Source organism: Streptomyces sp. NPDC050508, from assembly GCF_040655155.1.
GTDB lineage: Bacteria > Actinomycetota > Actinomycetes > Streptomycetales > Streptomycetaceae > Streptomyces.
In genome coordinates, this window is record NZ_JBFAJJ010000021.1 from 91,587 (window position 1) to 104,882 (window position 13,296).

Below are 13,296 nucleotides of genomic sequence, written 5' to 3' on the forward strand. Positions count from 1 at the left end.
ACATACTAGTAGGTACAGAAGTCGAGGCCCTGTGGAGCATCCGGAACGCACGCGCGTACTCCCCGGGAGGTACGCACACAGCCGCTGGCCGTACGACGACCCGGACCCCTCCCCGGAGCCAGTCTCGATACATCACAGGAAGCCCATCGAGGGCTCCAGGCTCCTTGGAGATGAATCGACATGCAGACTCTGGCGAACTGGAACGGCGGCGGCCCCGGCCCGTGGATCCTGCTCTTCCCGCTGATCTGGGCGGCCGTGGTGGTCGGAGCGGTGACCGTCCTCCGCCGCACCGCCTGGCGCGGTCGCGGGGTCGGCCGCGGCGGACCGTGGCGCGCGATGGCCGACACCCGCCCCACCGGCGACTCCCCGCTGGCAGTCCTCGGCCGCCGCTTCGCCTCCGGCGAGATCGACGAGGACGAGTACTGGCGCCGCCTCTCCGTCCTGGACGAGCAGTTCGGCCGCACCGGCAAGGAGGGCGGCCCGGCATGACCACCGCGACCACCACCCGCACGGCCGCGCGGGTCGTCGACGCCGTCAAGGTGTACGGCGTCGGCGACACCGCCGTACGTGCCCTGGACGGGGTGAGCGTCGATTTCCCGGCCGGCCGCTTCACCGCGATCATGGGCCCGTCCGGCTCCGGCAAATCCACCCTGATGCACTGCGCGGCCGGACTCGACACACTCGGCTCCGGCTCCGCCTACATCGGCGACACGGAACTCGGCACCCTGGACGACCGCCGCCTGACCCTCCTCCGCCGCGACCGCGTCGGCTTCGTCTTCCAGGCGTTCAACCTGGTACCGACGCTGACCGTCGCGGAGAACATCACCCTGCCCCTGGACCTCTCCGGAACCAGGGGCGACCGGGAGTGGATCGACGCCCTCGTCGACGTCGTCGGCCTGCGCGACCGGCTCCACCACCGCCCCTCCGAACTCTCCGGCGGCCAGCAGCAACGCGTGGCCGTGGCAAGGGCGTTCGCGGGCCGCCCGGAGGTCGTCTTCGCCGACGAGCCGACCGGAAACCTCGACTCCCGCTCCGGCGGCGAGGTCCTCGGACTGCTCCGCCGCGCCGTACGGCAGATGGACCGCACGGTCGTGATGGTGACTCACGACCCGGTAGCCGCCGCCCACGCCGACGAGGTCGTCTTCCTCGCCGACGGGCACCTGGTGGACCGTATGGAAGCCCCCACGGCCGACAAGGTCCTGGACCGCCTGAAGGCCTTCGAGGAAGTGGGGTCATGAACGCGTCCGTACGCCTGAGCATGTCCTCCCTGCGAGCCCACAAAAGGCGCTTCGCCGGTACGTTCCTCGCCGTGTTCCTCGGGGTCGCCTTCCTCGCCGGGACCCTCGTCATGGGCGACACCCTGCGCGCCAACTTCGACACCATGTTCGGCGACGCGACCAGCGGCACGGACGCGGTGGTCCGCAGCGCCGACGCCATCACAACACCCGGCGAAAGTCAGGGCGTTCGGCAACCGGTGCCCACAGCCCTGGTGAATACCATCGACCAAACCCCCGGCGTCGCGGCCGCCGCCCCGAGCATCCAGGGCGCGGGCCAACTCGTCGGCGCCAACGGCGAAGCCATCGGCGGCAAGGGCCCGCCCACCCTCGCCGGCAACTGGATCACCGACCCGAAACTCAACCCGTACCGCCTCGCGGAAGGCCGAACTCCCGCCAGGTCGGGCGAGGTCGTCATCAACCGAGGCGCCGCCGACAAGGGCCACTTGAAGATTGGCGACACCACGACCCTGCGCACACCCGACCCCGTCAAGGTGACGATCGTCGGCCTCGCGACCTTCGGCGGCGAGGACGGCATGGCGCAGGTGACGTTCACCGGCATGACGCAGTCCGACGCCGAGAAGTACCTCACCGCGAAGCCGGGCGAGGCGGCGAGCATCCAAGTACGAGCAGGCCCGGGCGTAAGCCAGCAGGCACTGGTAGACCGCCTGACTCCCCTCCTCCCCAAGGGAGTTGAGGCGATCACGGGTCAACAGTCGGCGCAGGAGAACACGGACATGATCTCGTCCCAGTTCCTGACCATCTTCACCACGTTCCTCCTGGTGTTCTCTGGCATCGCCCTACTCGTCGCGACCTTCTCCATCCACAACACGTTCGCGATCGTCATCGCCCAACGCACCCGAGAGAACGCCCTGTTGCGAGCTCTCGGTGCCTCCCGCCGTCAGGTCACCGCCGCCACCGTCACCGAGGCGAGCGTCGTAGCCCTGACCGCCTCGCTCGCCGGACTCGCGGGCGGCATCGGGATCGCGGCCGGACTGAAGATGCTGTTCCCGGCCATCGGATTCCCCTTCCCCGGCGGCGACTTGGTGATCCACACGCTCTCCCTGATGCTCCCGCTGGCCGTGGGCATCGTCGTCTGCCTCGGCTCCGCACTCATGCCGGCCATCCGAGCAGGCCGCACCGCCCCCCTGGCCGCGCTGCGCGAGACGGCCGTGGACCAGTCCGGCGCGTCCCGCGCCCGCGCGGTGACAGGCATGGCCCTCGCCGCCCTCGCGGCAGGGACCACCCTCACCGGCGTACTGGCCTCACCGTCCTTGATTCTGCCGGGACTTGGCGCCGTACTGGCCCCGATCGCCTTCGTCGTCCTCGGCCCTGTCGCCTCCTCCACGGCGGTACGCGCCCTCGGCAGCCCCCTCGACCGGCTGCGCGGCGTCACCGGCGGCCTCGCCCGGCGCAACGCCCTGCGCAGCCCCCGGCGTACGGCCGCCACCGCGAGCGCGCTGATGATCGGTGTGGCCGTGGTGTCGCTGTTCACCGTCTTCGGCGCCTCGCTGAAGGCCACGATGGACCAGACCGTGTCCCGGTCCTTCGCCGGTGACGTCGCCGTCAGTACCCCCTCCTTCGGCGCGGGCGGCAGCGGACTGAGCCCCAGGCTCGCCGGAGCCGTCGCCAAGCTGCCCGAGGTCGACACGGCAGTGGGACTGGGCCGCGGAGTGGCCGAAGTCGACGGCAAGGGAAGGGCGTTGACGGTCACCGACCCCACAGCCCTCGCCCGTACCTTCGACCTGGGCACAGTCCAAGGCTCCCTCCGCTCCCTCGGCACGGACGGCATAGCCATCACCAGGACGGAGGCGGACCGCCAACACCTGACCACCGGCAGCAAGGCCCAACTCGCCTTCACCGACGGCAAGAAGAAGACCTTCACAGTCCGCGCGGTCTACGGCCGGTCCGAACTCGCCGGCGACTACGTCATCACCCGCGCAGCCTGGTCCCCACACCGCACCCAGGACTCCGACACCTTGGTCGCCGTGTCCTTCAAAGCAGGCGTGAGCACAGCCAAGGGCAAGGCGGCAGTCGAGAAAATCGCGACCCACTACGGCAACCCACAAGTCCAGACCCGCCACGAATACGCACAGTCCTCGGCCGGCGGAATCGACATGATGCTGACCCTCGTCTACGCCCTACTCGCCCTGGCGGTCCTGATCGCCCTGCTCGGCATCGCCAACACCCTCACCCTGGCGATCCACGAACGCACCCGAGAACTGGGCCTGTTGAGGGCAGTCGGCCAGACCCGTTCCCAACTCCGGGCGATGGTCCGCTGGGAGTCGGTCCTGGTAGCCGCCTTCGGCACGCTCGGCGGACTCGCCCTGGGCGCCTTCCTGGGCTGGGTCCTGGTCAAGGCCTCGGACGGCGCGAGCGACAGCGCCTTCGCCTTCGCGATTCCGCCCGTGCAACTCGTGGTGGTGGCCCTGGTAGGCGTCACCGCGGGAGCCCTGGCGGGCCTGCGCCCAGCACGCCGAGCAGCACGCCTCGACGTACTACGCGCGATTGCCACCGAGTGATCCACCCCGGCCAGAGAAGCGAACGGCGTTCACCCCAACCCCCGGCGAGGGCCCACCAACTCCCACTGTCCCCACGCGTCGGCCGAGAGGGAGCCGTAGGGGCGCGCCGGTGTCGAGAGCCCCAGCGGGCGGAGGCCCGAAGGGTCGAGCACGGTGGGGCTCTCGACACCGGCTTCCAGCGCCCCGAAGGCGACCGAACCAAAAGAGGTGCGCGCGGGGTGCGTTCTCAACACGGGCCCAGGTATCGCCTGTTCTCAACACCGGCCCAGGTACCGCGTGTTCACAACACGGGCCCAGCTACATCGCCACCTAAAAACCGCCCCAGCTGTCCCACCGTCTCACCCCGGCCCAGCCCCCCCGACACCCCCCGACAACCACCCCCCCCGACAACCACCCCCCATAACAAATCACCGCCCGGTCAACCGGCAACGGCGGACCGGGCGGGAGCGTGTTGGGGCCGGTGGCCGTCGACCGGGTGCTCGACCTCGGTGACGAACCGGTGCGCCGGCTTCTCCGCGGCCGTACGCCGCGGGTGCCGGGCCGGCGCCGGTGTCGGCGTCGCGGGCTGGGGTGCGGGGAGGGTGAACCACACGACCTTCCCGGACTCGCCGTTCGGCCGCACGCCCCAGCTTTCGCTGACCGCGGCCACCATGGCGAGCCCACGCCCGCAGGTGGCCGTGGTCGCGACGTCCGCGATGTCCCCGACCACCGGGAGCCGGGGGTCGTGGTCGTGCACCGAGACGATGAGGTGGTCGAGCAGCAGCTCGATCTCGACGGTGCACGTCTTGTCGGGCTGGGCGTGCCGGTGGACGTTGGTGAGGAGCTCTGTCACACCGAGCGCGGCCCGGTCTATCAGAGGATCGAGATGCCAGTAGCGCAACTGCGCAGATACGATTCTGCGGACCTGGCCGATCCGCGACGGCAGGGCTTGGAGCTCCACCGCGCAGTGCCTGCTTGGGTGAGTGATCACGGCTGCGACTCCCCGACGAGAGGTCCGGAAGAACACGGAGTTCGGATCCAGCAGGGTGGTCGAGGGAAATAGGCCGCCTGCTGTTGTGCCCGGCGGCTGGTTCGCAGCGTTATCGCCGGTAAACCCAGAGTGACGTGAGACCAGAGTGACGCAGGGGTTGCGGTCCCGCAACTCGCGGCCGATCGCCGCTGTCCCGCAACGTCGGTCAACCGCAGCGCCAGTCAGCCATCGCGCCGGTCAGCCGCCGCGCCCGGCCGCCTTGCGTACGGCCTCGATGAACCGGCGTGCCGCGGGAGGCCCCGGCTGACCCGGTGCGGGGTCGTGCTCGCCGAGGGTCAGCAGGTACCGGTTGCCGTTCAGGTCGGCCAGCGCCCGGTCCTCCGGGGCGAACCAGGGTTTGGACGCGCGTACGGCCTGCACCGGCGCGCTGTCGATCTCACTGCCGTAACTGGTGAGCAACTCCACCCTGCCGTCATTGATCCGGACCTGCCCGGCCCGGGTCAGCGAGCGCAGTCGCTTCCCGATCCGCACGCCCGTGGCCGTGAACTCCGGCTCCGCCATGCTTCCCCGCCCCCTTGGTCCAGGACATCTCGTGATCCAGTGTGCGCCCCCGTTCAGGACGTTCGTCCTGCTCCGGCAGTCTGCCCGCCTCGGGCGTCGAGCACCAGTACGTACGAGGCGGTCACGTTGGGTATCCGGAGCACTCGCATAAATGCGCCCCCCGGATCGGTCGGGATCGCTCCCCAGGGGTGCCTTTGACCTTCCCAAAGGTGTGTTTATGCAGGTGAGAAGCGTGTGGAAGGTGCTTATGATCGAGGCGTCGGCCGCGCGAGGCGCCGTCGGCGCGAAGCGTAAGGAGCCCCGCCGTGAGCACCACCCCACAGGCCCTGACCGGCGCCACCCTCGACATCGACCGCAGTGACGCCGCCTACCGGGGCTGGCTGAAAGAAGCCGTCCGCAAGGTCCAGGCCGACGCCAACCGCTCCGCGGACACCCACCTGCTCCGGTTCCCGCTGCCCGAGCACTGGGGCATCGACCTGTACCTGAAGGACGAGTCGACCCACCCGACGGGCAGCCTCAAGCACCGCCTCGCCCGCTCCCTCTTCCTCTACGGCCTGTGCAATGGCTGGATCCGGCCCACCCGTCCGGTGATCGAGGCGTCCAGTGGTTCCACGGCTGTCTCCGAGGCGTACTTCGCCAAGCTGATCGGGGTCCCGTTCATCGCGGTCATGCCGCGCACGACCAGCGCCGAGAAGATCCGCCTGATCGAATTCCACGGCGGCCGGTGCCATTTCGTGGACGACCCACGCAAGATGTACGAGGAGTCGGCCGCCCTCGCGGTGGAGACCGGCGGCCACTACATGGACCAGTTCACCTACGCGGAGCGGGCCACGGACTGGCGCGGGAACAACAACATCGCCGAATCCATCTTCCGCCAGCTGGAGTTGGAGCGTTTCCCGGAGCCCGCGTGGATCGTCGCGACAGCCGGCACCGGCGGCACCTCCGCGACCCTCGCGCGCTACGTCCACTACATGCAGCACGACACCCGCGTGTGCGTCGCCGACCCGGAGAACTCCTGTTTCTTCGAGGGCTGGACCACCGGCGATCCGGACGTCACGTGCGACTGCGGCTCCCGTATCGAGGGCATCGGCCGCCCCCGGATGGAACCGAGCTTCGTGCCCGGCGCCATCGACCGCATGATGAAGGTCCCGGACGCGGCCAGTGTCGCCGCCGTAAGGGCACTGGAACGAGCCATCGGCCGCAAGGCGGGCGGTTCCACGGGAACCGGCCTCTGGAGCGCCCTCAAAATCATCGCCGAGATGGTCGCAGCAGGCCAACAGGGCAGCGTGGTAACCCTGTTGTGCGACCCGGGCGACCGCTACCTGGACAAGTACTACTCAGACACCTGGCTGACGCAACAGGGCCTGGACATCGCCCCCTACAGCAAGGCGATCACGTCGCTCTTGGCAACGGGAGTTTGGCCAACTTGAGCTGAACGAGTGCCAGTTGGGCCTTGCCTTTTAGGGGCGCGGGGAACTGCGCGACCAGCCACAGAGAACCCGCAGACGACGTACTAGGCAGCCAACCGCCGATCCAACTCCGTCACCGCACCCCTGAACGCCCGCCCCAACCCAGGCCGAGCCACCCGCACAACCCCCCTGAACACCGCCGTCCCCTCCACGGCGAACGTCCACTGAACCCGCGTTCCACTCCCCGCAGGGCTCAACCGCCACTCCTCAGCCATGGCACGGGCGCCCGGCGCATTGGTGACGTCGACCCGATACGCGTACACCTCCGCCGACTTCGCCGCGATGACCGTCTCGCGAAAGTGCCCACCGCCCCTGAGCCGGATGTCCCGCCCCGCCCCGTCGTCGACCGCCCGCGCACTGGTGACGGCCGAGAACCACTCCGCCCACCCCGGCACATCGTCGTTGAGGGCGTGGAAGACCGCGTCCGGCGCCGCGGACATCTCCTGCGTGAAGACCAGACGCACCGGAGCGGTGTCGATGAAGTCGAGCCCGACGGGACGCAGTTGGTTGGCCATGGACGCGAACCCCCTTGACAGGTAAGGGAAGTTGACCGGGGTGGGCGACCGTCACGATAGCTGGCGCCCCGTCAGATGTCTGCCCCGTCACCGGCTTCGCCCGCGACCACGAGCCGTAGATGCTCGGAGATGTCCGCACGCGCCTCGGCCGGCAGTCCCGCGTCCGTCACCAGCGTGTCGACCTGTTCCAGCGCGGCGAACGAACTCAGGCCCACCGTGCCCCACTTGGTGTGGTCGGCGACCACCACGACCCGCCGCGCGGACTGCACCAGCCTGCGGTTGGTCTCGGCCTCCGCGAGGTTCGGCGTCGACAGCCCGGCCTCGACCGATATGCCGTGCACACCGAGGAACAGCATGTCGAAGTGGAGCGCCGCGATCGCCTGGTCGGCCACCGGCCCCACCAACGAGTCGGAGGGGGTGCGCACTCCACCGGTCAGCACGACCGTCGCCGCGCCCTGCCGCTGCCCAGACGTCCGCTGCGCCGCGTGGAACACGTCCGCCACCCGCACCGAGTTGGTGACCACGGTGAGATCGGGGACCTCAAGCAGGTGATGCGCGAGCGCATACGTCGTCGTACCGCCGGAGAGCGCGATCGCCGTGCCCGGCGCCACCAACTCCGCCGCGGCCCGCGCGATGTCCTCCTTGGCGGTCAGCTCAAGACCCGACTTGGCCTCGAAGCCCGGCTCGTGCGTGCTCGCCTCGACGACGGGGACCGCCCCGCCGTGCACCTTCTCCAGAACGCCCTGGCGGGCCAGCGCGTCGAGATCGCGGCGTACGGTCATGTCCGACACGCCGAGCTTGCGGGTCAGTTCGTTGACGCGGACGCCGCCGCGGCGCCGGACCTCGTCGAGGATCAGTGCGCGCCGCTGCTCCGCGAGGAGGTTCTGATTCTCACTCACGTACGCTCCGGTCCTTTCGCCTCAACCCGTCCGACTGTCCGTCGCACCCGCTCGGAGCAGGACATTCTTCCCGGCTGCGGTGCGCGGACGTCCCATCCTCGCACGCCACCGCAAGCACTGCGCCACCGCCCGTCCCGACGCGCACATGTCATCCGGACCTCATCCGTCCCCCTTGTGTCACACGGATCGGGGAGATTCGGTGACGGGGCGTGTGCGACGCGCCGGAAAGGGCGATCCTGGTGTGCGCACGGACACAGACAGACAGTGCGTCACGGGGGATGTGCGAACAGTGGAGCGTGTACAGGAACACGCCGTCACCAGCGAGGCGAACGGCCCCGCCGGACGGCCCGACCAGACCGAACCCGCCCTGGAACTCCTGGTCCACGGAGTCGGCGGCGCCACACCCGAGGAGATGCTCGGTGATCCGCGCACGGTGCGGATCACCGGCGACGACACGGCGGCCGTCTTCCGGCGCGCCGCCGACGTCGACGCCGAGTCCCGGCCCGCCGACCAGCGCGACGGACCGATCCGCGAGGCGTACGTCTGGTGCAACCTGACCTCCGGCAACGGCACCCGCGCCCTGTGGCTGCTGCTCCTGCCGTTCATGGTCGTCAACCTCGCGCACTGGATGCGCCCCACCGCCCGCGACCGGAAACGGACGGTGCGTTTCTACGGCCTGCTGGTGCGGCTCGCGGGACTGACCCTGACCGTGCTGCTCGTCGCCGCCGCCTGCGAGGTCGCCCTGGACCTCGCCGCCTGGCAGTGCGCGGGCACGCGCGCGTGCGCCGACCGGCACTCCTGGCTGGGTTTCCTGTCGCCCACCGTGTCGCACGGCAGCTGGTGGAGCGGCCCTGGCCGTCGCCTCGCGCTCGCCGCCCTGGTGCCGACCGCGCTCACCGTCCTGCTCTGGTACCTCTCCCGCCGCACCTGGAGCGCCTACGAGTCGCAGCGGCCGATGTCCCGCAGCCCCGAGCCGGACGACGAGACCGGCCGCACCTCGCTGGGCCGCCCCGGCTTCTGGTACGGCCGCCGCCTGGTGGCCCGACTGCGCGCCGCGCACACGGCGGCCGGCCTCCTGACGGTCGCCGCGGCCGTCACCGTCTCGACGGTGGGCTTCGACCGCGGCCCCGGCGGGTCCCCGGGACTGGCCATCCTCGGCGTGCTCCTGGAGACCGCGCTCGCCGGCCTCGCGTGTGTCGTGGTCTATGTCGTGTGCCGCCGGGGCCGTAGCGAGAACCGCCTCGACCAGGCACTCGACCGCCGTCTCGTACGACGCCTGCCGCTCGGCTCGCTCCTGCTGCTCGCCCTCGCCCTGCTGTACGCCGGCTGGTCGCGCCCCGGGTGGGAGTCGTCGGGGCGGCTGCCGGGGGACGCGGCCTTCGGCGGGATCGCCCTGGTCCAGGGCCTGTTGGTGATCGCCCTCGCCGTGGTCGCCCACCTGCTGCACCGCACCCACCCCGACCCGCGCGCCGCGATGCGGGGCCTGGGCGGACCGGCCGTCGCGATGCTGGCCTGCGCCCTGGGCGGCGTGATGTCCGGCGGAGTGTCCCAGCGGGTCTCCGACTGGCTGGACGGCACCGGAACGTCCATCGCGGGCCCGCCCGTCCTGCTCACCTGGCAGGCCTCGGTGATCCCGCCGCTGCTGGTCGTCGTACTCGTCCTCTGTGCCGGGCTCGGCCGCCGCACCCTGCGGTTGCGCCGTAGCGAACTGGCCGTGGTGGCGCACGACTACCCGGGCGAGCGAAGGGATCACGCGCGTACCGTCCGTATCGCGAGCACGCGCGCGATGGCCGCGCTCACCGACCGCGGCCCGCTCCTCGTCGCCGTGACCTCCACCGCGACCCTGCTCCTTGGCGCCGGAGCGCTCGTCGGCGCCTTCGCCACCGACAAGACACCGGAACGGGCCGGGGAGGAGGGGCAGGCTTTCGTGCACGGCGCCGCCGAGACCTCACAGGGCCTCGGCTCCTGGCTGATCGGGCTCGGTTTCCTCCTCTTCGTCACCTGGGGCCGGCGCGCCTACAAGGACGCTTCCGCGCGGCGCACCATCGGCATCCTGTGGGACGTCGGCACCTTCTGGCCACGGGCCGCCCACCCCTTCGCCCCGCCCTGCTACGCCGAGCGCGCGGTACCCGACCTGACCTGGCGGATGGCGACCTGGACACACGCCACGGGCGGCCGCCTCGTCATCTCGGGCCACTCCCAGGGCAGCGTCCTCGCCGCCGCAGCAGCCTGGCAACTCAAGCCGGCCCAGCGCAAACGAGTAGCCCTCCTGACCTACGGCTCACCGCTGGAGCGGCTCTACGGCCGCTGGTTCCCGGCCCATTTCGGACCGGCCGCGCTCAGCCGGCTGCACCACGAGGTCGACTGCTGGCGCAATCTGTACCGGCTCACCGACCCCATCGGCGGCCCGGTGCGCCTGACCGGCGACTGCGGCCCCGAGGTGGACCACGCACCCCTCAAGGACCCCCTGGAGTACGGCCGCACGGCACAACACCCGCTGCCCGCACCGATCCTCGGCCACTCCGACTACCAGGCCGACCCGGCATTCGCCGAGGAACGGGAACGGTTGCTGGCCCGGCTGCGGCCCGAGGTGCCGCCTCAGGGCAGCTCGGGCAGGTCCTCCGCGTAGAGCAGGGTCAGGTCGTCCGTGCTCGGCTCCTCGACGTGGGCGACCCGGCTCGCATGCCGCTCCACCATCGCCTCGAAGGTCTGCCTAGCCGTACGGCCGTTGCCGAACGCGGCGCCCTTCGGGATCGCCGTGAAGTACTTCGTCAGCCCCTCGGACGCGCCCTCCGCGAGCCGGTACTCGTGCTCCTCGGCCTGCTGCTCGACGATCCTGAGCAGCTCCTCGGGGTTGTAGTCGCTGAAGGTGATGGTCCGTGAGAAACGGGACGCCACACCGGGGTTGACGGAAAGGAACCGCTCCATCTCCGCCGTATAGCCGGCGACGATCACCACGACCGCGTCCCGGTGGTCCTCCATCAGCTTCACGAGCGTGTCGATGGCTTCCTTGCCGAAGTCGCGGCCCGAGTCCTCCGGGGACAGCGCGTACGCCTCGTCGATGAACAGGACTCCGCCGCGCGCCTTGTCGAAGGCCTCCTGGGTGCGGATCGCGGTGGAGCCGATGTGCTCGCCGACCAGGTCGACCCGGGACACCTCGACGAGATGCCCCTTCTCCAGGACGCCGAGGGAGGCGAGGATCTCGCCGTAGAGCCGGGCGACCGTCGTCTTGCCGGTGCCGGGGGAGCCGGTGAAGACCAAGTGCCGTTTGACGGAAGCCGCCTTGAGGCCGGCCTGCTGGCGGCGGCGGCCCACCTCGATCATGTCGGTGAGGGCCCGCACCTCGCGCTTGACGCTGTCCAGGCCGACCAGCGCGTCGAGTTCACCGAGGACGGCCTTGGAGGTGCGGGACTCCTTCTCCGGCTCCGGCGCGGTGACCAACGGCTCCTGCTCGGCCGTGCGCTGGCTGGGGATCGCGCCCAGCACGCTGCTCGACCGGCTCGCCGTCTCCACGGCCGTCTCGTGAGTGGTGGGCGGCTTGAGACCGCTCTCGTCGCTGGTGCAGTCCTCGACAACGGGTCCCGTGCCGGGCGCCGCGTCCGGTCCGGCGTCCGCGAACTCGTAACCGCCGCGCGCGCACCGCTCCGTACGGCACTTCTTGAGCGTCGTACGACAGCCGTCTATCACGTGGAAGCCGTAGCCGCCGCTGCCAGTCACGCGGCAGCCCTGGAAGGTGCCCCGGCCGCCCGCGGAGACGTAGAAACCCGCCTCGGCGGGGGAGTCGACCGTGCAGCGCTCGATGGTGGGGTCGGCGCCCTTGGTGACGATCACGCCGGTCTGGGTGGCGTCCACCGTGCAGTTGTTGAGGGTGCCGCCACTGCCGTGGTCGCGGAACCACGCGCCCGTGGCCGCGTCCCGGATCCGGCAGTCGTCGAGCTGCGCGGTCGCGCCGTCGCTCACCGACACGGCCGTGTTGCGGACCTGCGAGATGTCGCTGTCGACGACGTCCGCGCGCGAGCCGCGGTCCAGGACGAACAGCGCGTCCGGCACGTCGTGCACCCGGCACGAGTCGAGGACCACGGTCGCGCCGTCGCTGACCCACACCGCCGGGTAGTCGCCCGTGCTGTCGAAGATCTCGCACTGGTTGGCGTCCACGCGCGTGCCCGGGTCCCACACCGACAGTCCGTTGCGCCCGAACTGACGCACCGTCGTCCGGGTCAGCGTCAGGACGGAACGGGAGCGCAGGTCGACCGCGTTCTCCGGGATGTCGTGGATACGGCAGTCGGCCAGCGTCAGCACCGCGTCCGTGTCGAGCGTGACGCCGTCCGCGGCCGTACGGTGCACATCGCAGTCGGTGAGGTGCGCGGTGGCCCGGCCGGTGATCTGGACGCCGCTGCCCCGCGTCTCGTAGACCTCACAACCCACCGCCTCCAGCGCGGAGTTCTCGCCCGTCGCCGACAGACCCACCCCCGACGCGTGGTGGATGCGGCAGCGCTCCAGGCGCGGGTGACCGCCGCCGCGGACCGCGACGCCCGCCTGGCCGGCCGAGACGACCTCGCACTCCTCGAACACCCCGCCACCGCCGTCGAGTACGGCGATCCCGATGCCGGCCGGGTTGTCGACGGTGCAGCGCCGCACGGTGGGGCGGGCACCACCGCGCACCTCGATGCCGGACGCGGAGCGCGTGACGATCCGAAGGTCCGTCAACTCCGGTGCGCCCTCCTCGACAAGGAGGGCGGGCGCGGCCGAGTCCTGGCCCTCGACATGCAGGTCCTGGACGATCGCCGAGGCGCGGACGGTCAACGGCACGCCGTCCAGGGGCGCGATACGCACCGAGCCGGGCGAACCCTCGGGGCCGCGCAGGGTCACCGACCGCTGGACGACGAGGTTCTCCCGGTAGGTGCCGGGAGCCACGGTCAGGACATCTCCCTCGGCCGCGGCCTCCAGGGCGGCGGCGAGCGACGCGTACTCACCTGTGCGGCGCCGCCACCGCGATGTACCGGTGTGCGTCACCTGGACCGTGCCCTGTGCCATGGCGCTGCTGTGCCCCCACCTCGTGGTACGCGGGTTGATGCCGAAGCCTTCG

General features: G+C 70.8%; 9 protein-coding genes and 1 pseudogene. 5 read left to right on the forward strand and 5 right to left on the reverse strand.

Features of this window, described 5'->3' with window-relative positions; all coding sequences use genetic code 11:
* Nucleotides 1–180: 180 nt before the first annotated feature.
* From AB0I69_RS40925 to AB0I69_RS40935, 3 genes are read left to right on the forward strand one after another with little or no spacing between them, the layout of a single operon-like run.
* Complete coding sequence (locus AB0I69_RS40925) at nt 181–489, forward strand: SHOCT domain-containing protein (RefSeq protein ID WP_363100866.1); 309 nt, start codon at nt 181–183, stop codon at nt 487–489.
* Nucleotides 486–1,238 carry an ABC transporter ATP-binding protein gene (locus AB0I69_RS40930; RefSeq protein ID WP_363100867.1) on the forward strand — a complete coding sequence of 251 codons (753 nt, stop codon included), beginning with the start codon at nt 486–488 and terminating at the stop codon, nt 1,236–1,238. The genes AB0I69_RS40925 and AB0I69_RS40930 overlap by 4 nt, the downstream gene beginning before the upstream one ends.
* The gene (locus AB0I69_RS40935; RefSeq protein ID WP_363100868.1) at nt 1,235–3,796 is read left to right on the forward strand and encodes an FtsX-like permease family protein; all 2,562 of its coding nucleotides are present in this window, start codon (nt 1,235–1,237) and stop codon (nt 3,794–3,796) included. Before AB0I69_RS40930 ends, AB0I69_RS40935 begins: the two co-directional genes overlap by 4 nt.
* Nucleotides 3,797–4,214: 418 nt before the next feature.
* Here the strand turns inward: AB0I69_RS40935 and AB0I69_RS40940 are convergent, their stop codons facing one another.
* Together AB0I69_RS40940 and AB0I69_RS40945 are read right to left on the reverse strand one after the other, a co-directional pair.
* A complete protein-coding gene (locus AB0I69_RS40940; RefSeq protein ID WP_363100869.1) occupies nt 4,215–4,766 on the reverse strand; it encodes an ATP-binding protein in 552 nt (183 codons plus the stop codon).
* 237 nt (nt 4,767–5,003) lie between these two features.
* On the reverse strand, nt 5,004–5,327 hold the full coding sequence (locus AB0I69_RS40945) for a hypothetical protein (RefSeq protein ID WP_363100870.1): 324 nt from the start codon (nt 5,325–5,327) through the stop codon (nt 5,004–5,006).
* A gap of 305 nt (nt 5,328–5,632) precedes the next feature.
* On the opposite strand from AB0I69_RS40945, the gene AB0I69_RS40950 reads away from it, so the two are divergent.
* Nucleotides 5,633–6,757 (forward strand): PLP-dependent cysteine synthase family protein, encoded by a 1,125-nt coding sequence (locus AB0I69_RS40950; RefSeq protein ID WP_363100871.1) that lies wholly within the window; start codon nt 5,633–5,635, stop codon nt 6,755–6,757.
* 83 nt (nt 6,758–6,840) lie between these two features.
* Here the strand turns inward: AB0I69_RS40950 and AB0I69_RS40955 are convergent, their stop codons facing one another.
* Together AB0I69_RS40955 and AB0I69_RS40960 are read right to left on the reverse strand one after the other, a co-directional pair.
* Nucleotides 6,841–7,311: an SRPBCC family protein gene (locus AB0I69_RS40955; RefSeq protein ID WP_363100872.1), complete on the reverse strand. Its 471-nt coding sequence runs from the start codon at nt 7,309–7,311 to the stop codon at nt 6,841–6,843.
* Nucleotides 7,312–7,382: 71 nt separating this feature from the next.
* Nucleotides 7,383–8,210, reverse strand: a complete 828-nt coding sequence (locus AB0I69_RS40960; RefSeq protein WP_363100873.1) for a DeoR/GlpR family DNA-binding transcription regulator — start codon at nt 8,208–8,210, stop codon at nt 7,383–7,385.
* A 278-nt stretch (nt 8,211–8,488) separates the two neighbouring features.
* Between AB0I69_RS40960 and AB0I69_RS40965 the strand changes: the two are divergent.
* Nucleotides 8,489–10,839 (forward strand): annotated as a pseudogene (locus AB0I69_RS40965) (hypothetical protein).
* Here the strand turns inward: AB0I69_RS40965 and AB0I69_RS40970 are convergent.
* The gene (locus tag AB0I69_RS40970) at nt 10,809–13,244 is read right to left on the reverse strand and encodes a right-handed parallel beta-helix repeat-containing protein (protein ID WP_363100874.1); all 2,436 of its coding nucleotides are present in this window, start codon (nt 13,242–13,244) and stop codon (nt 10,809–10,811) included. The pseudogene AB0I69_RS40965 and the gene AB0I69_RS40970 overlap by 31 nt on opposite strands.
* Nucleotides 13,245–13,296 lie beyond the last annotated feature (52 nt).